We start from the raw sequence: 19,823 nt of genomic DNA, 5'->3' as shown, positions 1-19,823 counted from the left end.
CGGCGGCACTGAGCTTCGAGTGACCGCCGGTCCCGGCTAGGAACGGAACGGAGACGATGCTACGGGGGTGAATCCTTCACGCCGCTTTCGCGGATCGTTAGTACAACTAAGTGATATCACTGATGTCGCCAACGGCGACGTTCGACTACGCGTCTTCCTTCGCGCGCAGGATGTAGCCCAGCCCGCGCAGCGTCATGATCTGCGCGGACGACGACGCCAGGTGCTTGCGCAGCCGATGGATGTAGATATCGATCGCGTCGGCGCTCGCCTCGTCCTCGAGGCTGTACACGCTTTCCATCAGATCGGACTTCGACACGGTCTTGCCGTGGCGCAGCATCAGCGTCTCGAGGATCGCGTGTTCGCGGCGGCGCAGCACGAGCGGTACGTCGTGGTGGCTGAATTCGCGCGTATCGGTGTTGTAGTGAAGATCGCCGCAGACGAGCGCCTTCGATTTGCCGCCCGACTGCCTGCGGATCAACGCTTTGATGCGCGCGACGAGCTCGCGCGCGTCGAACGGCTTGACGACGTAGTCGTCGGCTCCCGCGCTGAAGCAATCGACCTTGTCGTCGATCGAGCCGTGCGCCGTCAGCATCAACACCGGCGCATTGTCGCCGCGTCGCCGCAAACGAGCGAGCACGTCCTTGCCGCTCATGCGCGGCAAGCGCATATCGAGCAGCACGACGTCGTAACGCTGAGTCGAGAGGATTGCGTCGGCCGTTTCGCCGTCGGGCGCGCAATCGACCGCGAAGTTTTCGCTGCGCAGCAGGTTGACGATCCAGTGCGCAAGCTCGGCGCTGTCTTCCACGAGTAAAAGTCTCAAGCCGATCCCTCCGCAATCGCCGCGGCATCCGCCTCGCGCCAGGCCGGCAAGCGGACCGTCGCGACGAGTCCGACACGTGCCGGTCCCGGCGCGAGCGTCACCGTGCCCCTATGCGATTGCGCGATGTGCCGCACGATCGCGAGCCCGAGCCCCGTGCCTTCCACATCGGTCCGCCCGCGATAAAAACGCTCGAAGACATGCTCGCGGTTCTCCGCCGGAATGCCGGGGCCATTGTCGATCACTTCCAGTATCACCGTATCGTCCTCACGTCGGCAGGCCGCCGTCACGCGACCGCCCTCTTGCGTATAGCGAACCGCATTGTCGACAAGATTCGCGACGAGCGCCCCGAGCAAATTTTCGTTGCCGGCGACGAGCAGCCCCTCGCCGAGCTCGGCGCCGAGATCGATGCCGCGCCGCAGCGCGGCCGCCAAGAGCTCCTCGAGCACCGCGGAAACGACGGCGGCCATATCGACAGGCTGCTGCGCCGCAGCAGGCGCATCGGACTCCACTTGCGCCAGCAGCAACAGCTGGTTGGTCATATCGATCATATTGCGGCTCGTGCGGCGAATGCCCGAGAGGGCTTCGGCGACGGCAGGATCGACGGGTTCGCGCTGACATGCGTACTGCACTTGCGTTTCGAGCAGCGTCAACGGCGTGCGCAATTGGTGCGCCGCATCGGCGATGAACTGGCGCTGCCGCGTCGCATGCAGCTTCAGCCGCGCGATGCATCGATTGATGGCATCGACGATCGGCCGCAACTCCGAATGCAGATGAGCGACGCGGATCGGCTCCAATTCCATCGGTTCGCGGTCCGCGACATCGTCCTTCAATTTCATCAGCGGTCGCAGTTCCTTCGTCAGGCCGATGAGCACCAACGCGACGGCGAGGGCGAGCATCGTCGCCTGGCGGATCAATTGCGGACGCCAGAGCGTTCGCACCATGGCTTCGCGCGAGGCCTCCGTCTTGCCGACGACAACCGTCACCGGGTACGCCCTCCCCGAGTCGTAAAGATGCCTCTGGTAGGCCACCGCGCGAATCGGCTCACCGTCTATCGTCGTGTCGTAAAACACCGGGAAGCCTGTCGCGCGCTGCGGCAGCGGCAAATCGGGCGAGCCGCCGAGCAGCCGGTCGACCGTGGCCACTTTATAGAAGACCCGATCGCCATAGGGTGATTCGAACATCTCGAGCGCCGCGGGCGGCATGTCGGAGACCAGCACCCCGTCCTGCCAGCCGACGTCTTCGCCGATCGTCCGGGCGGAGGCGAGCAACGCATTGTCCTGAACGAGGCTCGCGGTTTCGCGCGCCGCTTCATACGCCTGCGACGCCGTCAAGAAAACGAACGCGGCAAGCGGCAGCAACACCCATAACAGCAGGCGCGCGCGCAGGCTCGGCATCATCGTGCCCTCCTCGCGCGCATACGCAAACGGCCGCGCGCGTGGCCGGCGGGTTGCCGTGATGCCATCGCGCGCGGGCCGATCGTTTTGTGAGCGTCGCCGGACAAACTCAGAAGGCGGCGGGTCTCCATTTCAGCAGGCGCTTCTCCAGTGCGGTCAACAGATAGTCGGTCGAAAGTGCGACGACGGCAAGCACGATCATCGCCGCGAAGACGCCGCTCGCGTTGAACGCGCCCTGCGCCGTCGAGATCAAGAGGCCGATACCCTGCTTCGAGCCGAGGAACTCGCCGACGACGGCACCGACGAGCGCGAAGCCGAAGCTCACGTGCAGGCTCGCGAGAATCCAGGACAGTGCCGAGGGGATGACGACCGACGTCGTGAGCTGCCGCTTCGAAGCACCGAGAATCTGCGCATTCGCGATCATGTAGCGGTCCGCTTCGCGGACGCCCTGGAAGGCGTTGCCGAACACGACGAAGAACACCATGACGACGGCGAGCGCCACCTTCGAGGCCATGCCGAGGCCGAGCGCGATCACGAACACGGATCCGAGCACGACGCGCGGAATCGAGTTGGCGATCTTGATGTAAATGCTAAATACGTCGGAGAGCAGCTGATTGCGGCCGAGCACGACGCCGCAGACGATACCACCCACCGCGCCGATCAAAAAGCCCAGCATCGTCTCTTCGAGCGTGACCCAGACTTGCAGCAGCAAGGGCCCCTGCGAGGTGCCGTTGACGAACCAGTCGACGATCTGCGCGAAGATCAGCGAGGGCATCGAGAAAAAGAACGGGTCGATCCACTTGAAGCGCCCACCGAGTTCCCAGCCGCCGAGCACGACGACGAGCACGAGAAATCGCAGCGCGATCACGAGCGCATGCCGTTGCTTGAGCTTGCGTTGCGCGATGCGTTCCACTTCGGCGAGCGATGCATCGTTCTTTGCCGGCCGAGCATGATCAAGGGTTGCCATCTTCAGTGTTCCAGTTGAGTCGAGTCGGGTCATGCGATCTGCACCTCTTCACGCAGATCGTGCCAGATGTCGCGCGAGATTTCGATGAAGCGCGGATCGTAGCGGATCTCCGAGGTCACGCGCGGACGCGGCAGATCGATCTCGTAGACCTTCTTGAGCGTCGCGGGGCGCGCGGTCAGCACGAAAACGCGGTCGGCGAGCGCGATCGCTTCCTCGAGATCGTGCGTGACGAAGACGACCGAGCCGGCGTTGGCCGACCAGAGTTGCAGCAGTTCGTCCTGCATCAGCGTGCGCGTTTGCATGTCGAGCGCCGAGAAAGGCTCGTCCATCAGCAGGATTTCGGGCTTGTTGATGAAAGTCTGGGCGAGTGCGACGCGCTTTCTCATGCCGCCCGACAGCTGGTGCGGATAGTGGCGCTCGAACTTCTCGAGACCGACGCGGCGCAACCAATCGCGCGCCTCGTCATACGCGGCGGCCTTGGAACGCCCGCGAAAGAGCGGACCCGCCGCGACGTTGTCGAGCACCGAGCGCCACGGAAACACGGCGTCGGCTTGAAACACGAAACCGATGCGCGGGTCGATGCCGTTGACGGGCGAGCCCATGACGCGCACCTCGCCGGAGGTAGGCTTGAGCAAGCCCGTGATCATGCTGAGCGTCGTGGACTTGCCGCAGCCCGTGGGGCCGACGATGGCAATGAATTCACCCTTGGCGACGGACATGCTGAAATCGCGCAGCGCGATCGTCGCTTTGCCGTCGGGCGAGATGAACCGGCACGAGACCGAGCGGAACTCGATGACCGGTGCGTCTTTGGTAACGTGGTTCATATAGAAAACCCAGCGAAATAAGAGTGCCGCCAAACGCGGCACCGCGGCGGCGACGCGGGCGGGACGCCCGCGCCACCCTGTTACGTCACTTCGCGCTCACGAACTCGTTCGTGTACGTACGCGCGAGGTCGATATGCTTGCCCTTCACCGACGGATTGAAAGCCGACAGCACCTTCAGCACCGTCTCGGGGCCGTCGGCAGGCATCTTGCCGTCGGCGGTGTACATCGGCAGCGAAGCCTTCAATGCGCCAACGTAAAGGTCCTTGTCCTTCTGATAGTCGGCCGGCATCTTCGCGGCGATTTCCTCCGCGCTGTGCGAATGGATGAACTGCATCGTCTTGACGAACGCATGAGCGAGCTTCTTCGCGTCGTCGGGGTGCTTCTTCACCCAGTCAGACTGCACGTAAAGGCTCGACGCGGGATACGTACCGCCGAGCGCCGCTTTCGTGCCGTCGACGCTGCGCATGTCGACGAGCACCTTCGCGTCGCCCGTCTTCTCGAGCTTCGACACGGTCGGCTCCGTTGTCATGCCCGCATCGATGCGCCCTTGCTTGACGGCCGCGATGAAGCTCGCGTCGGCGCCCACCGGCAGCATCGTGTATTGCGAGGACTCGATGCCGTTCTTGTGCGCGAGGTACTGCGTGAGGAAGCTCGTCGAGGAGCCGAGGCCCGTCACGCCGAGCGTCTTGCCTTTGACGTCGGCCATCGACTTGATCGAATCAGCGGACTTCGTCGAGACCATTTCGACTTCGCCCGGCACCTGGCCGAACACGACGATCGCCTCGACGTCCTTGCCCTTCGTCTGCAGGTCGATGGTGTGGTCGTAGAAGCCGACGACGCCCTGGACGGCGCCCGCCAGCAGTTCGTTCTCGGCATCGACGCCGGCCGGCTGAGAAAGCAGTTCGACATTGAGCCCCTCGTCCTTGAAGTAGCCCAGTTGCTCGGTCAGCTTCGCCGGCAAATAGATGAGCTTCGTAATGCCGCCGACCATGATCGTGACCTTGCCATCGTCGGACGCGGCGGCGTGCTGCGACGCAAGGCCGGCGACGACCATCGAGGCGAGAGCGAGGGTGCGCATTTTCTTGAAGGTCGGATACATCTAACGTCTCCTTTGTTATCGAGGCCTTGAGCGTGCGGCCGGTGATTGATGGCTGGATTCTAGAGAGCCGAATCCTTCTTCAGGCTTTCACACGAAGCGCCTCGTCATCCGGGATTTCCATGACTTGACGCCCGCGCGAGGCGACGTGCTTCCGATCAGGGACCGAGCGCGCCATTCGGCCCAGCACGCCGCTCCAGCCTCGTCTCCTGACATTGCTGACACCACCTCGTCAGCAGCCGCGGAGTATAACGACTATCCTTCTGGCGCTTCGCGGGCTGGGAGGCGATCATGCATCTGGCGGCTCAGTCCCGTCACCCCGCGCGCGACTTGCCGCTTGCCGCCGGCACGTGCTCGTCCTCAGCATTCTTTATCTCGGCGTGGCGCCACTGGCTGGTTCCTTCTCTTGGCCATTGGCGATCGGCGCATGCGCCCTTCTCTATCAGCGCCTGCAGCGAAAACGAGCGAATCGGCGAAGCGCGCAATGCGACTTTAGTTGGCACGCCACTTCCTTGCGTTCGAACCGCTTGCCGGGAAAACCCGGACGTCGTCGCGCTTGACACCCGATGCTTCATCTATAAATATTTTGTTTATATTTGAACCAACGACCTAACGCCGTAACACGGGGTCGGTGGTCGCCAACGCCAAGTCTTCGTGGGGCACAACACTAGTGGTAATCCTAAGTCGTGGAACGTTGACATCGACAAGCCCGCCATCTAGTCTCACGCCGGAACGTTCGTTGAAACGTTTCATCCAAACTCTCGGATCACACTGAATACGATCCCGAACAGGAAGAGAGAGATGACTGAGGAGGCAGTAAACCGCGAGGGCGATCGCTCTCGTCACCCGCTGGTGTCGATCCGCAACCTGAGCAAGTCGTTTCCGGGCGTGCGTGCGCTCGACAACTGCCAGTTCGAGCTGCGTTCCGGCGAGGTCCATGCGCTGATGGGCGAAAACGGCGCCGGCAAATCGACGCTGATGAAAGTGCTCGCCGGCGTCTATCAAAAAGACGAAGGCGAGATTCTCGTCGACGGCAAACCCGTCGACATCCCTGATCCGCGCAGCGCGCAGGCGCTCGGCATCGGCATCGTTCATCAGGAATTGAACCTGATGAACCATCTGTCGGCCGCGCAGAATATCTTTATCGGCCGCGAGCCCAGGGGACGCCTCGGTCTCTTCATCGACGAGCGCGAGCTCAATCGCAAAGCCACCGAAATTTTCGAGCGCATGCGGCTGAAGTTGGATCCGCGCACGCTCGTCGGGGATCTGACGGTGGCGAAGCAGCAGATGGTCGAGATCGCCAAGGCGCTCTCGTTCCACTCGCGCGTGCTGATCATGGACGAGCCCACCGCCGCGCTGAACGATGCCGAAATCGAAGACCTCTTTCGGATCATCCGCCAACTCAAGTCCGAAGGCGTCGGCGTCATCTACATCTCCCACAAGATGGACGAGCTCAAGCGGATCTCGGACCGCGTCACCGTCATGCGCGACGGTCAGTACGTGGCAACCGTGCCCGCCGAAAGCACGCCTGTCGAAACGATCATCAGCATGATGGTCGGACGCCAGCTCGATACCGCGCCGAGGCATCCAAGCCATGTCGCGGAAAAGTCCGACGATGCGATTTTGCTCGAGGTCAAGGGGATTACGCGCGGCACGACACTGAGGGACGCAAGCTTCCGCTTGCACCGCGGAGAAATCCTCGGGCTCGCCGGCTTGATGGGAGCGGGCCGCACCGAGCTTGCGCGCGCGGTGTTCGGCGCCGACCCAAGGGACAGCGGCGATATTTACGTGCGCGGCCGCAAAGTCTCGATCGGCTCGCCCAAGGACGCCGTCCGTCACGGCATCGGCTACCTTTCCGAGGACCGCAAGCAATTCGGCCTCGCGACGGGCATGGACGTGAAGGCCAACGTTGCGTTATCGAGCATGAACGAGTTCGTCTCGCTCGGCATGTTCCTCGATCAGCGGGCGATTCAGCAAGCGGCCGAGCGATACGTCAGCCAGTTGCGCATCAAGACGCCTTCGATTCATCAGCAGGTGCGGCTCCTCTCAGGCGGCAATCAGCAGAAGATCGTCATTGCGAAGTGGCTGCTGCGCGACTGCGACATTCTCTTTTTCGACGAGCCGACGCGCGGCATCGACGTCGGCGCGAAAAGCGAAATCTACAAGCTCATCGACGCCCTGGCGGCGGAAGGGAAGGCCATTGTGATGATTTCGTCGGAACTGCCCGAAATCCTCCGCATGAGCCACCGCGTGCTCGTCATGTGCGAAGGCCGCATCACGGGCGAGCTTGCGGCCGGCGAGGCGACGCAGGAAAAGATCATGCAGCTCGCCACCCAACGCGAATCATTAGTCACCGAGTAACTCGACGGTATCGAACATGGGAAACACACCAAATCCGCTGCCCCCCGCCGATCAAACCATGCCGATCGGCCGCGGGCGAAGCGTCACGGCAATCGCCGGCAAACTCTTCCATGCAGGCGCGCGGCAAAAGTTGCTCGCATTCGCGAGCCTCGTCTTGCTGATGGTCTTCTTCGGCATAGCGTCGCCCGACTTTCTGCAAACAGACAACCTCGTCAGCATTTTGCAGGCAACCGCCGTCAACGGCGTGCTCGCGATCGCTTCGACGTTCATCATCATCACCGGCGGCATCGACTTGTCCGTCGGCACGCTGATGACGTTTTGCGCCGTCATGACGGGCGTCGTTCTGACCAATTGGGGCATGCCGTTGTACCTCGGCGTGCTCGCCGCGCTGTTCTTCGGTGCGCTCGTCGGCTCGACGTCGGGCTTTCTCGTCGCGAAGCTGAAGATTCCCCCCTTCATCGCGACGCTCGGCATGATGATGCTGACGAAGGGCCTCGCGCTCGTCATCTCGGGAACGCGGCCCATTTACTTCAACGACACGCCCGGGTTCACGAGCATCTCGCAGGATTCGCTGATCGGCATGCTGATCCCCTCGGTGCCGATCCCGAACTCCGTGCTCATTCTGTTTCTGCTTGCGATCGCCGCGTCCGTCGTCCTCAACAAGACGCTGTTCGGCCGCTACACCTTTGCGCTCGGCAGCAACGAAGAAGCGGTGCGACTATCTGGCGTCAACGTCGACGGGTGGAAGATCGCCGTCTACGGCGTCGGCGGCTGCATTTGCGGCGTCGCGGGCCTGCTCATCGCGTCGCGGCTGAACTCGGCGCAGCCCGCGCTCGGACAGGGCTACGAGCTCGACGCGATCGCGGCCGTGGTGATCGGTGGCACCTCGCTTTCGGGCGGCACGGGCACGATCACGGGGACGATGATCGGCGCGTTCATCATGAGCGTGCTCGTCAACGGTTTGCGCGTAATGTCGGTCGCGCAGGAATGGCAAATCGTCGTAACCGGTGCCATCATCATCGCGGCCGTCTATATGGACATGCTGCGCCGGCGCAAGCAGCGGTAAAGCGAATTTCGTTTTAACCAGAGGAGACATGAAGATGAAGAAGCGAACACTCATTGGCGCGGCGGTCAGCGTGGCGCTCGCGCTTAGCATGACGAGCGGCGCGTGGGCGCAAACGGCCGGGGGATCGGAGCCCTATGTCGCGTTGGTCTCGAAAGGATTTCAGCACCAGTTCTGGCAAGCCGTAAAGCAAGGCGCCGAAAAGGCCGGGCAGGAATACCACGTCAAAGTGAGCTTCGAAGGCCCCGAAACTGAGGCAATGGTCGACAAGCAGATCGATATGTTGTCTGCCGCCCTTGCGCGCAAGCCGAACGCGATCGGCTTTGCCGCGCTCGACAGCCAAGCTGCCATTCCGCTTTTGAAGAAGGCGCAAGCGCAGAAAATTCCGGTAATCGCATTCGACTCGGGTGTCGACAGCAATATTCCGCTGACCACCGCCGCCACGGACAACAAGGCAGCCGCCGCATTGGCCGCGGATAAGATGGCTGCGTTGATCGGCAACGAGGGCGAGGTCGCCGTCGTCGCGCACGACCAGACGAGCCGCACCGGCATCGACCGTCGTGATGGCTTCGTCGATGAGATCAAGGCGAAGTATCCGAAGATCAAGATCGTCACCATCCAGTACGGCGGCGGCGATCAGTTGAAATCGGACGACCTGACGAAGTCGATCCTCGCGTCGCATCCGCATCTCAAGGGCATCTTCGGCACGAACGAAGGGTCGGCCATCGGCGTCGTCAAGGGCGTGACCGAAATGAACATGAAAGGCAAGGTCGTCGTGATCGGCTACGACTCCGGCCAGCAGCAAATCGATGCCATCAAGGACGGCGTCGAAGCCGGCGCCATCACGCAAAATCCGATCGGCATCGGGTATGAAACCGTGAAGGCGGCCGTCGAGGCGCTGAAGGGGGAAAAGCTGCCGAAGAAGATCGATACGGGCTTCTACTGGTACGACAAGTCCAACATCGACGATCCGAAGATCGCGGCCGTTCTCTACAAGTGATTGACGGGCGGCGGCGGCTCACCACAACCGCCCTGTCCTTTTCACTGCAACGTCGAGGCAATCCGACTCGCCACGCGCGCTATCGCCGTGGCGATTTGCTTTTCACGGCGTGCATCGAGCCGTTCGAGCGGCACGCTCGTGCTGACCGCGACCCGCTTCCCGAGCGGCGTCACGCCGACATAGGCCGCGAAGCACGCGAGGCCGAGGCTGACCTCTTCGCGTTCCGTTGCAAGCCCGCATGCGCGGATACCCGCGAGCTCGCGCAGTAATGCGCCGCGGCGAGTCGTCGTGTTCGGCGTCATCGCCGCGAGGCGATCCGGCAGCAGTGAAGACACTTCCTGATCCGGCAGACTCGAGAGCAACGCCTTGCCGAGCGCGCAGCAATGTGCGGGCAGCCGCGAGCCTAGATCGGAGACGAGCCGCACCGGCCGCTGCGCGTCTTCGCGCGCGATATAGACCACTTCGGCGCCATCGAGCACGGCAAGTTGGACGACCTCGTTATGGGCCGCGACATAGGCGCTCGCCTCGTCTCTGAACGCGGCCTGCAGCCCGTCGTGCCGTACATAGGCGCTGCCGAGCTCGAATAGCTTCACGCCGACGATGTAGCCGTCGCCACGCTTTTCGACCCAATGACGGCTCTCGAGCGAATCGAGCAGCAAGTAGAGCGTGCTGCGCGACAAACCCGTCGCCTGCACGAGCGTCGAGGCACGCACCGGTTTGGACGCCTGCGCGAGCACCATCAGCACATCGTGCGCGCGCCGCAGCGCCGGGACATCATAGGTATTCGTGGTCGTCATCGTTTGCTCTCGCAGGCCTCTTGATTGCGTTAGTGTCCAGCATATTGGATAACTCATCAATATCATGGACACCGTGCATTGGCCTGGCTAGGATCTTCGAATCTTCTTCATTTCGATTGCCGACGCCATGCAACCCGCACCTCTTTCATGCCTGCCCGACGACCTCGACCAAGCGATTTTGGTGGGGCGCGCCTGGCGCCCCTCCCCTGTCGATGGTCCTTCCGTCGTGGTCGTCCGCGCCGGCGAAGTTTTCGACATCACGGCCGTTGCGCCGACCACCGCCGATCTCTTCGATCGCGATGACGCGCTCGATATCGCGCGTAACGCACCGGGAGAAGCGCTTGGCCCGGTGACCGACTGGGTCAACGCGAGCTTCGCCGCTGGCGAGAAGCAGGAAGGCCTGCGTCTGCTTGCGCCCTGCGACGTGCAAGCGATCAAGGCGTGCGGCGTGACGTTCGCCGTCAGTCTGCTCGAGCGCGTGATCGAGGAGCAGGCCGGCGGCGATCCGGCCAAGGCCGAAGAGGTTCGACGGCTGCTCGTCGAACTGATCGGCACCGATCTGGCGAAAATCAAGCCCGGTTCCGACTCGGCCATGAAGCTCAAGGCCGAGCTCGAACGGCGTGACGCATGGTCGCAATACATGGAGGTCGGGATCGGCCCGGATGCCGAAGTATTTTCGAAATCGCAGCCGATGTCGTCCGTCGGACTCGGCGCGGCGGTGGGGCTTTATCCGACATCCGTGTGGAACAACCCAGAGCCCGAGATCGTTCTGGCCGTCAACAGCGCGGGCGAAATTGTCGGCGCGACGCTCGGCAACGACGTGAACCTGAGAGACATCGAGGGTCGCTCCGCACTACTGCTCGGCAAAGCGAAGGACAACAACGGTTCGTGCGCCATCGGCCCGTTCGTTCGCCTCTTCGACGAGCGGTTTACGCTCGATACCGTGCGCCATGCGAGCCTATCGCTGCGCATTGAGGGCGAGGATGACGGTTTCGTGCTGGAAGGCGTGAGCCATATGACCGAGATCAGCCGCGACCCGGCCGACCTCGTCGCGCAGACCTGCGGCCCTCACCATCAGTACCCCGACGGCTTCATGCTATTTCTCGGCACGATGTTTTCGCCAATCAAAGATCGCGACGCGCACGGCGCGGGTTTCACGCATCATCTCGGCGACGTCGTGACGATTTCGACACCGACGCTCGGCGCACTCGTCAACACCGTCCAGCGCTCGACCGAGATCCCGCATTGGGACTTCGGTGTGAGAGCGCTGTATCGGAACCTCGCGCAACGGGGGCTGCTGCGTAGTTGATGTCTCGCCGCGCGTGATGAGTATCGCGAGTCAACCACGCTTGGGAATGTCGATGCCCCTCGTCACGGCGGGCCGTGCGACGAATTCATTCAGCGCGCGCGTGACGTTCGGGAAATTGGCGATGCCGACGAGATCGCCCGCCCCGTAAAAACCGACGAGATTCCGCACCCACGGAAAGGTCGCCATATCGGCGATCGTGTATTGATCGCCCATGATCCACGCGCGCCCCTCGAGCCTACCTTCCAGCACGTTGAGCAAACGGCGCGACTCGGCGATGTACCGATCACGCGGACGCTTGTCCTCATACTCCCTGCCGGCGAACTTATGGAAAAAGCCCACTTGCCCGAACATCGGGCCGATACCGCCCATTTGGAACATCAGCCATTGAATGGTCTCGTAACGGCCCGCGTCGTCCCTCGGAATGAACTGCCCGGTCTTGTCGGCGAGATACAGCAGAATGGCACCCGATTCGAACAACGCGAGCGGCTTGCCTCCGGGACCGTTCGGATCGATGATCGCGGGGATCTTATTGTTCGGATTGAGCGAAAGAAACTCGGGCGACATCTGATCGTTAGTGTCGAAGCTGACCAGGTGCGGCTCATACTGCAATCCCGTTTCCTCCAGCATGGCCGAAACTTTGACACCGTTCGGCGTGGGCAATGAATAAAGCTGAATACGGTCAGGGTGCTGCGCAGGCCATTTGCGCGTAATGGGGAAATCGGACAGATCACTCATTGTTGACTCGGTTCACCGCAATTCGAAAGGCTACATCGTGCAACATTGTGGTGCGGAGGTAAAGCGTCACCGCGTGCCACGATAGCTACCGCGTGAGCCGCGGCCGGTCACTACTGCTTCACATTGAACGAGTAGTCGCCGTGCGTACGATGGCCATCGGCGGCCACCGCAGACCAGTGCACCGTGTAGTGCCCGACCGCCAGGGCAGGCAACGCGACAGTGATCACTGCCGGGTGCTCGCCGTCCACCTTGGCCTTTTCGACATTGACCTGCTTGCCCGCCGCGTCCGTGACCGTGAGCGACGAAAATGACGGCTCGAGAGGACCATCGAAAGTGATGCGCACTTGAGGCGGTGACATCACAGTCGTACCGGCACCAGGCTCCTGCGTCTTCGGAAAGACATGCGCAACGGCCGCCCCCGAAACCAGCGCGGCGACGACGATAGCGAACGAGTTTCGGATAATGCGGCACCGGCCAACGTTTATCAGTTTCATTTCAGATTACCTCCAATTCCTAAAAGACCGGCTTGCCGAGAGAATTCGGCAACAAGTCGTCGAAGAAGATGTGCGCTTGCACGAGAATGCCGACACGCGAACCGCTGGCGCTGTTGACGGGTATCTGCGCTTCGACGCCGAATTGCCCATACCGGTTGATCCAGATGACGCCCGGATTGATCGTGCCCGTGGTCTGCCCCTGACTGCGCGAAAGCGGTACCTCGACAATCGGGACCAGGTTCGCAAACGGCCCGCGCAATCCGATGTCGCGCACATGCTGCTGCAAGTACGGCAAGCTGTATTGCAAGGTGAAGCCGTAGTTGAAAGCGTTGGGCTGCCCCGCCCCTGTCGTCAATGCGGGCGCGGCCTCGGCCGTCACGGCGATCGGGCGCAGGTAGGCCAGCGAATCAGGCAAGTCGCCCAGACCCTTGCCCATATAGATCGTCGGGGAAATCGTCGAGAAACTGCTGGCGATCGCTTTGCTGCCCGTACCTCCGAGTTCAGCATGTACTCCCACCGACGTCATGAACTCGTGGCGCTCGTTGACGTATAGCAAATATTTCACGCCGACGCCGAAGTTGTCCCAGCCACGCGCCGTCGGATTGTTCTGCATGACGTAGGCGCCGTCGACGGAAACGGCAAGCCTCGAAGTGATCAACTTGTCGTACTCGAAGCTGAACGTGTTGATGCTTTGATCGCCGTTGTCGCCCGGAACGCGTACGTGACCATACTCGAGGTTGGCCTCGTCGCCGACGCCCGGATCGTCCACCGCCATCGTCGAGGGGAAGATGCGATCGCCCGCGACGGCGTGCGCTGTTGCCGCGGAAGGCGTGACAAACGAGAGAATCGCCGCGGAGAGGGCAAGTGCACTCAGCGGCGGTTTAGCGCCGCGTCTTGCAATGCTTGTCATGGTTGTGTCCTTGTTGAGTCGTGCCAATGCCATCTCGCGTCCGCATTGGACGCGAGATTGCCTCTGCCTTGCGTCAGACGCAGGCAGGTATCGATTAACGACTGGAATCAGGACGAAACAGGAGGTGCGCGCGGTTGCGAAGACGTGAGCGGCTCATGTCGGCGAATGCTTTCGAAGCGCATCGCCTTGCAGTGCTCGATGGCCCACGCGATGGCGGAGAAAGGAATGGCTATCGTCGGAACCGCGGGCGTATGCGCGAAAAGGCTGCAGTAGCCGCAGTCGTCGCCATGAGTCGTTGCCGAATGTGGCGTCGAATCGTTCGTGCAAACGTTGCTCTCGTGCATCATGTGCATCATATGCGCCATGTGCATCCTGGCCATATCGTGCATCGGCCCCATCGACTGCATATGCATCGAATGCACGGCGCAAACGGTATCCGCGCGGCGGCTCGCTGCGACGATATGCGAGATCGTCGGCGCGAGCGTCGCCATCAGGATTGCAAACAATCCGATGACACTGCCGATTTTCGAATGAGCGCGCGCGAACATGAACAGAGCGCAGGAGTGAACCGCGGACAATGGCGCCAATTATGACATGGCCCCAATGGTCAGTTCACCTAACGAACGAGCATTTTGCGCGGGAATGTTGCCGCCTGCACTAAGCCGGCAGCGCGGCGGCGACACCGCAGGCGCGACGCCGGCCGCGGCTGGCCGCCCTACCCTTTCAGCGCCTTGCCGCCCGTTTCTTCGAATAGCGACACGGCTATCAGCGAAATAACGACGCAGACCATCATGTACCAGGCGGGCGCCATGACGTTGCCGGAAACGCGGATCAGCCAACCCGCCACGAGCTGCGATGTTCCGCCGAAGAGCGAAACGGAGATCGCATACGCGCTCGACATGAAGCCCGCGCGAATCGCTTTTGGAAAGCTCTCCGGCATCAGTGCATAAGCCGGGGCCGAGCCCATCGTATAGCAGAGCATCAGCACGAACATCATCGCGAGCACTGCGGGCAGCGTCGTGAAATGATTCATGCCCCAGAACGCCGGATAGATGAGCACGAGCAGCGCGATACGGCCGATCACGGTGAGCGGCTTGCGCCGGCCGAGACGATCCGACCATGCGCCATAGAGCGGACACATGACAAGCGACGTGAGGCTCGCGCCGACGCCGACCAGCATCGACAATTTGGCGGGAAGCTTCAGGTACTGAATGCAATAGGTCGGCAGGTAGTACATCAGCAAGTAGGACGCCACCGACATCCCCATGATGGCGAAGATCACGAGGAACCAGTTGCGAACATCGACCGCCCGCCAATGGCGCACACCTGCGTCGGCTGCCGAGGGTTCCTCCGCGATGTGCCGCCGGAGATAGATGCCGACCGGGGCGATCAATGTACCCATCAGGAACGGGATGCGCCAACCCCAGCTATGCAATTGGGCGTCGTCGAGCAAAAAGGAAAGCAGCGCGGCGGTACCCGAGCCCAAGAGCGCGGCCGCGCCTTGGCTGGCGAGCTGCCAACTCGCGCGAAACCCGCGGCTCCGATCGTCGCCGGTTTCGAGCAGCGTGGCCGTCGCCGCGCCGAATTCGCCGCCTTGCGCGAAGCCCTGTGTCAAACGAGCGACGACGATGAGCACCGGCGCCGCGATGCCGATCTGCGCGTACGTCGGCGCGCAGCCGATGATGGCCGCGCCGAGTGCCATCAACGCGATCGTCAACGTCAGCGCCGGGCGCCGGCCGGCGCGGTCGGCATAGCGACCGATGACGATCCCGCCCAACGGTCGCATCAGAAAGCCCACCGCAAATACCGCGAACGAAAGCAGCGTCGAAGTGACCGAGTTTTGCGCAGGGAAAAACAGCTTACCGATCGTCAGTGCAAAGTAGCTGTAGACGGTGAAATCGAAGAATTCGAGCAAATTGCCGATAACGGCGGCCACGACAATTTTGGGCGCCGAAGCCGCTCGTGAACGTCCGCTATCCGATGGTTCGACGAAGCCGGCCGTGCGCGTCTGCGCGTCATATTCCTGCGATAGTTCGTGAGCATATGGTTTCACGTTGATCTCCCTGCTTATTGTTAGAGCGGCTTTGTCGATCGATGCCGCCGTTAGTCGGCAGCTCCCTTCACCGGAAGGTAGCGCTCCACGAGTCGAGTCCAGAAGGCAGCGCCGATCGTCAGATTGTCATCGGCGAAGTCGTAGTGCGCGTTATGCAGCATCGGCGCGTGGGCGCCATTACCAATGCGCAAAAAGCAGCCCGGCTTCTTCTGCAGGAAGTAGGCGAAATCTTCGCTGCCCGCGATCGCGGGGAAAGGCGAAACGACATTGCGCTCTCCCACGAGCTCGACCGCGACCTGACGCGCGAACTCAGTTTCCGCGTCGCTGTTGACGAGAACGGGATAGCCGCGCAGCACGTCGATTTCCACGTTCCCGCCGTAGGCCGCGACATGCCCTTGGGCCAATGTCCGGATACGTGTTTCGAGCTTTTGCCTCACTTCGTCGTTGAACGAACGCACGCTCAACTCGAGCGTCGCCCGCTCGGGAATGACGTTCGCGACGTGCCCTGCATGCATCGACCCGACGGTGACCACGGCCGTTTCGGTGGGGTCGATATTGCGCGAGACGACTGTTTGCAGCGCCATCACGAGGCTGCTCGCGATCACGATCGGATCGACGCTGAGATGGGGGCGCGCCGCGTGACCGCCTTTGCCGTGAATCGTGATCTTCACGGTATCGCAAGCGGCCATGAATGGGCCTGGGCGAAAAAGAAACGTGCCCGTCGGCACGCCTGGATGGTTGTGAAGGCCGAAGATCGCGTCGCAGTCGAATCGCTCGAAGAGACCGTCGGCAATCATGCGTTCCGCGCCACTGTTCGAGCCGGCCTCTTCGGCCGGTTGGAAGATGAGATGGACCGTGCCGTCGAATCGGCGCGTACGGGCGAGCTGGCGGGCCGCGCCGAGCAGCACCGTGGTATGACCGTCGTGGCCGCACGCATGCATCTTTCCATCGTGCTTGCTTGCGTAGGGCAGGCCCGTAAGCTCACGAATCGGCAGCGCGTCCATATCGGCACGGATGCCGATCGATCGATGACTGGCACCCTCTTTCAACGTGCCTACCAGCCCGTGGCCGCCGATATTTCTGCTTACTGCATAGCCCCACTCTTCCAGCTTAGCGGCAACAAATGCGGCAGTGTCGGCCTCCTCGAACGAAAGTTCGGGGTGCTGATGAATGTGATGGCGAATTGCTTTCAGCTCTTCGCCGAAAGCTTCGAGTTCAAGTTCGGCGACGCGAGAAGGCTCGGCTTGATGGTCCATCGTATGGGTATCCGTTTTGACGCAATGGGGCCGAGTATTGCACCACCAAATTTCCGCTGAAATGCATCTGCTCGTGCAAGAATGTTGACTTGCAGTCAACGAAAGAGCGGCGAAATCCATGATCATCAAGGACCCCTTGGACTCCCGGGCGGTCGCTTATCTGCATGAGGTGGCGACCCATGGCGGCGTGCGCGCCGCGGCGGACGCGCTCGGCGTCAATGCATCAGTCGTCAGCCGGCAGATTGCGATGCTCGAACGAACGTTGCGAATGCCATTGCTCGCCCGACAAGGCCGCTCGGTGAATGTGACCGAGGTCGGCCGCATGCTCGTCGAATTTCATCGCGAGCACGCGCGGCGCATTCGCCAATTGCGCGTGCAACTCGACGAGTACCGCAACCTGGAGCGTGGGCGCATCGCCGTCGGCGTCGGCGAAGGGTTCGTCGAAGGATTCATCACGGGCGCGTTGCGTCGATTCAGCGTCAAGCATCCGCATATCACGATCGATATCCGGTCGGGCACCACACCGGCGATCGTCGCGATGCTGCGCAACGACGAAGTCGATATCGGGCTTTGCGTGGACGCCGGTCGCGAACCAGGTTGCAAGATCCGCACATTCGCTTTGGGTCCACTATGCGCAGTCGCCACTCCGGACCACCCGATCGCTGCGTTGAGCAAGGTGCCGCTCGCCGCATTGGCGCAATACCGCCTCATCTTCATGGCAAGTCACTTCACGGTGCAGGAGCATATGCAGACGATGCTCGACGCCGAGGGATTGACGCTTGTGCCCGCGTATCGCTGCGACCTCTTCTCAGCCGCGCAGGCCTTGGCTGCGGCTGGACTGGGGGTGGCATTCATGTCCGCCGCGGCTGCGCGCCGGCGCATCGAGCAGGCTCAGCTCGTTGCCGTGCCGCTCGATCACCCCATCGCGCGGAATTTCCGCAGTCAGCTCATGACGCGCAGTACGCGACGGTTGTCGCCGGCCGCCGATCATCTCTGGAAGCAGTTGGCACAGGCGATGACGGGGACATGAGCGGCTGCGCGCAGGCCATAGCGACTGCGGCGAGCGTCATGCCGTTGCTACAATCGATCCGTTAAGGCAGCGACGACAAGGAGCCCGTTATGACCGACGATGAACGCGCAATTCGCGATCTGGTGGACGCCTGGATGACCGCGAGCAAGGCCGGCGATACGGAAACAGTACTTAGTTTGGTGACCGACGACGTAGTGTTCATGCTTCCCGGCCACGAACCGTTCGGCAAAGCGCAATTCGCAGAGATGTCCACGAGGCAGCAAGGCATGCAGATCGAGGGGACGAGCAAGATCATCGAGATTCAGGTGCTGGGAGATTGGGCGTTCATGCGCAACTATGTGGATGTGACGGTGACGCCTCCTGGTGCGGCGCCGATACGGCGTGCAGGCTATACGCTTACCGTCGTCCGCAAGAACGAGGACGGCCGTTGGCAACTGGCGCGCGACGCGAATCTGGTGGCCTGAAGTCGGAGAGCGAGGGCTGAGCGCGGTGGGCATTCGCTCATCGCCTACGGCCGAAGCAGCCAGATGAGAATCGATAGTGCGATCGATATCACGATGCACGTGACGATCGGAAAGTGAAAGCTGAACCCCTGCCGAACGATGTGGATGTCGCCTGGCAGATGTCCGAAGGGAATACGCGCGAGCCAGCGCCATCCGACGCCGGCCGCGATAAGGATCAATCCGCTGACCAAAAGAATGCGCTGCATGGCAAAAACCCCGACTGCCCGCTGACGGCCAAACACCTTGTCAGCGTAGCGCGTTTGCACGAGCACGTGCCGGTCACCCGTTTTGTAATTTGCAGCACTCCGCGCCAACCGACCAAACCACCAACATGATCATTCAACTCGCCGAACCTTATCTGCTCGTCGAAACGCGCCACGGCCCTATGCTCGTCAACCGGCATGACATTTATATCGGCGGCGCATTGATCGACTATGGCGAATACTCCGAACTCGAGACGCGGCTCCTTGTTCAACTGATCAAAGACACGCGGACGGTTGTAGAGGTCGGCGCGAACATCGGCAGTCAGACCGTTCCGTTAGCGGCGGCGGCACGAGCGGCCGGCGCCGACCTGATCGCGCTCGAGCCACAACCGTTCCTATTCCAGAACTTGTGCGCGAATCTGGCGCTGAATGCCGTTCCCAACGTGTTTGCATGGCCGATGGCGTGCGGCGCGCAGCCCGGTGTGCTCGGATTCTCCCGCCCCGACTATCATCAGCCCGGCAATTTCGGCTCCGTATCGATGCAGGCGGACGTCTCGGCGGCCGACATCGAAGTTCCGTGCATCCGCCTTGATGACATTCTCAACAAGAAAGACGTTCAGCTCATCAAAATCGACGTCGAGGGTTTCGAATTGCAGGTGCTGGCCGGCGCTCGCGAAACGATCCTCCGAAGCAGGCCGACGATATATGTCGAAAACGATCGCGTCGGCAATTCGTCCGCGCTCATCGAGCATCTGTGGGAACTCGACTATCGCGTCTGGTGGCATGTCACGCCGCTATTCAACCCCGAGAATTTTCGCGGCAACGCCGATAACCGGTATCCCGGCATATCGTCGTTCAACATGATCTGCTTTCCGCGCGAATCAGGCATGGACGTGATCGGCGGCGACGAAATCAAGGATTCGAGCGCTCACCCGTTCATTGGCAGGTAGGATCGCCGTACGCAGGCATCGGCTGTCGCCGCCGATGAGAAGAGAAAGAACCTGTCGT

General features: G+C 61.8%; 21 protein-coding genes. 8 read left to right on the top strand and 13 right to left on the bottom strand.

The genetic code is table 11. From position 1 onward, the window contains the following. Nucleotides 1–145 precede the first annotated feature (145 nt). The 5 genes from AB4Y31_RS04905 to AB4Y31_RS04885 form a co-directional block, all read right to left on the bottom strand. Entirely contained in the window at nucleotides 146–820 is a 675-nt protein-coding gene (locus tag AB4Y31_RS04905; protein ID WP_026229600.1) for a response regulator, read from the bottom strand. After that, nucleotides 817–2,217, bottom strand: a complete 1,401-nt coding sequence (locus AB4Y31_RS04900; RefSeq protein WP_368672939.1) for a sensor histidine kinase N-terminal domain-containing protein — start codon at nucleotides 2,215–2,217, stop codon at nucleotides 817–819. The genes AB4Y31_RS04905 and AB4Y31_RS04900 overlap by 4 nt, the downstream gene beginning before the upstream one ends. A gap of 106 nt (nucleotides 2,218–2,323) precedes the next feature. Then, nucleotides 2,324–3,181 (bottom strand): ABC transporter permease, encoded by an 858-nt coding sequence (locus tag AB4Y31_RS04895; RefSeq protein ID WP_368672938.1) that lies wholly within the window; start codon nucleotides 3,179–3,181, stop codon nucleotides 2,324–2,326. 29 nt (nucleotides 3,182–3,210) lie between these two features. Beyond that, nucleotides 3,211–4,005: an ABC transporter ATP-binding protein gene (locus AB4Y31_RS04890; RefSeq protein WP_018440280.1), complete on the bottom strand. Its 795-nt coding sequence runs from the start codon at nucleotides 4,003–4,005 to the stop codon at nucleotides 3,211–3,213. Nucleotides 4,006–4,090: 85 nt separating this feature from the next. Then, nucleotides 4,091–5,104, bottom strand: a complete 1,014-nt coding sequence (locus AB4Y31_RS04885; protein ID WP_368672937.1) for an ABC transporter substrate-binding protein — start codon at nucleotides 5,102–5,104, stop codon at nucleotides 4,091–4,093. A gap of 288 nt (nucleotides 5,105–5,392) precedes the next feature. Here AB4Y31_RS04885 and AB4Y31_RS04880 point away from each other — a divergent pair, with 288 nt between their 5' ends. The 4 genes from AB4Y31_RS04880 (at nucleotide 5,393) to AB4Y31_RS04865 (ending at nucleotide 9,525) form a co-directional block, all read left to right on the top strand. Beyond that, complete coding sequence (locus AB4Y31_RS04880) at nucleotides 5,393–5,701, top strand: hypothetical protein (RefSeq protein WP_368673480.1); 309 nt, start codon at nucleotides 5,393–5,395, stop codon at nucleotides 5,699–5,701. Between the two features lie 201 nt (nucleotides 5,702–5,902). After that, a complete protein-coding gene (locus AB4Y31_RS04875; protein WP_368672936.1) occupies nucleotides 5,903–7,462 on the top strand; it encodes a sugar ABC transporter ATP-binding protein in 1,560 nt (519 codons plus the stop codon). A 58-nt stretch (nucleotides 7,463–7,520) separates the two neighbouring features. Then, entirely contained in the window at nucleotides 7,521–8,528 is a 1,008-nt protein-coding gene (locus AB4Y31_RS04870; RefSeq protein WP_223258717.1) for an ABC transporter permease, read from the top strand. Between the two features lie 34 nt (nucleotides 8,529–8,562). Further along, a complete protein-coding gene (locus AB4Y31_RS04865; RefSeq protein WP_368672935.1) occupies nucleotides 8,563–9,525 on the top strand; it encodes an ABC transporter substrate-binding protein in 963 nt (320 codons plus the stop codon). A 41-nt stretch (nucleotides 9,526–9,566) separates the two neighbouring features. On the opposite strand, the gene AB4Y31_RS04860 is transcribed toward AB4Y31_RS04865, so the two are convergent. Then, the gene (locus AB4Y31_RS04860; RefSeq protein WP_368672934.1) at nucleotides 9,567–10,322 is read right to left on the bottom strand and encodes an IclR family transcriptional regulator; all 756 of its coding nucleotides are present in this window, start codon (nucleotides 10,320–10,322) and stop codon (nucleotides 9,567–9,569) included. 127 nt (nucleotides 10,323–10,449) lie between these two features. On the opposite strand from AB4Y31_RS04860, the gene AB4Y31_RS04855 reads away from it, so the two are divergent. Beyond that, entirely contained in the window at nucleotides 10,450–11,631 is a 1,182-nt protein-coding gene (locus AB4Y31_RS04855) for a fumarylacetoacetate hydrolase family protein (protein WP_368672933.1), read from the top strand. Nucleotides 11,632–11,661: 30 nt separating this feature from the next. Here AB4Y31_RS04855 and AB4Y31_RS04850 read toward each other — a convergent pair whose 3' ends face one another. From AB4Y31_RS04850 to AB4Y31_RS04825, 6 genes are all read right to left on the bottom strand, one after another. Further along, nucleotides 11,662–12,366, bottom strand: coding sequence for a glutathione S-transferase N-terminal domain-containing protein (locus AB4Y31_RS04850; protein WP_368672932.1), 705 nt, complete (start codon nucleotides 12,364–12,366; stop codon nucleotides 11,662–11,664). A 110-nt stretch (nucleotides 12,367–12,476) separates the two neighbouring features. Then, on the bottom strand, nucleotides 12,477–12,860 hold the full coding sequence (locus tag AB4Y31_RS04845) for a copper resistance protein CopC (protein WP_368672931.1): 384 nt from the start codon (nucleotides 12,858–12,860) through the stop codon (nucleotides 12,477–12,479). Between the two features lie 19 nt (nucleotides 12,861–12,879). Then, a complete protein-coding gene (locus tag AB4Y31_RS04840; RefSeq protein ID WP_368672930.1) occupies nucleotides 12,880–13,770 on the bottom strand; it encodes a hypothetical protein in 891 nt (296 codons plus the stop codon). Between the two features lie 107 nt (nucleotides 13,771–13,877). Next, the gene (locus tag AB4Y31_RS04835; protein ID WP_368672929.1) at nucleotides 13,878–14,318 is read right to left on the bottom strand and encodes a DUF2946 domain-containing protein; all 441 of its coding nucleotides are present in this window, start codon (nucleotides 14,316–14,318) and stop codon (nucleotides 13,878–13,880) included. Between the two features lie 167 nt (nucleotides 14,319–14,485). Further along, the gene (locus AB4Y31_RS04830) at nucleotides 14,486–15,823 is read right to left on the bottom strand and encodes an MFS transporter (RefSeq protein ID WP_368672928.1); all 1,338 of its coding nucleotides are present in this window, start codon (nucleotides 15,821–15,823) and stop codon (nucleotides 14,486–14,488) included. Nucleotides 15,824–15,873: 50 nt separating this feature from the next. Further along, the gene (locus AB4Y31_RS04825; protein ID WP_368672927.1) at nucleotides 15,874–17,079 is read right to left on the bottom strand and encodes a M20 aminoacylase family protein; all 1,206 of its coding nucleotides are present in this window, start codon (nucleotides 17,077–17,079) and stop codon (nucleotides 15,874–15,876) included. A gap of 118 nt (nucleotides 17,080–17,197) precedes the next feature. Between AB4Y31_RS04825 and AB4Y31_RS04820 the strand changes: the two genes are divergently transcribed. Together AB4Y31_RS04820 and AB4Y31_RS04815 are read left to right on the top strand one after the other, a co-directional pair. Continuing rightward, nucleotides 17,198–18,109 (top strand): LysR family transcriptional regulator, encoded by a 912-nt coding sequence (locus tag AB4Y31_RS04820; RefSeq protein ID WP_368672926.1) that lies wholly within the window; start codon nucleotides 17,198–17,200, stop codon nucleotides 18,107–18,109. Between the two features lie 89 nt (nucleotides 18,110–18,198). Continuing rightward, nucleotides 18,199–18,573 carry an SgcJ/EcaC family oxidoreductase gene (locus tag AB4Y31_RS04815; RefSeq protein ID WP_368672925.1) on the top strand — a complete coding sequence of 125 codons (375 nt, stop codon included), beginning with the start codon at nucleotides 18,199–18,201 and terminating at the stop codon, nucleotides 18,571–18,573. A 44-nt stretch (nucleotides 18,574–18,617) separates the two neighbouring features. Here AB4Y31_RS04815 and AB4Y31_RS04810 read toward each other — a convergent pair whose 3' ends face one another. Further along, entirely contained in the window at nucleotides 18,618–18,818 is a 201-nt protein-coding gene (locus AB4Y31_RS04810) for a DUF2905 domain-containing protein (protein WP_368672924.1), read from the bottom strand. Nucleotides 18,819–18,943: 125 nt separating this feature from the next. Between AB4Y31_RS04810 and AB4Y31_RS04805 the strand changes: the two genes are divergently transcribed. Then, nucleotides 18,944–19,765, top strand: a complete 822-nt coding sequence (locus AB4Y31_RS04805) for an FkbM family methyltransferase (RefSeq protein WP_368672923.1) — start codon at nucleotides 18,944–18,946, stop codon at nucleotides 19,763–19,765. The last annotated feature ends 58 nt before the right edge of the window (nucleotides 19,766–19,823 follow it).

Origin of the sequence: Trinickia sp. EG282A, from assembly GCF_040965455.1 — a bacterium.
Taxonomy (GTDB): Bacteria; Pseudomonadota; Gammaproteobacteria; order Burkholderiales; family Burkholderiaceae; genus Trinickia; species Trinickia symbiotica.
The sequence above is the reverse complement of the archived record's forward strand: the minus strand, read 5'-3'. Positions and strand labels throughout refer to the sequence as shown.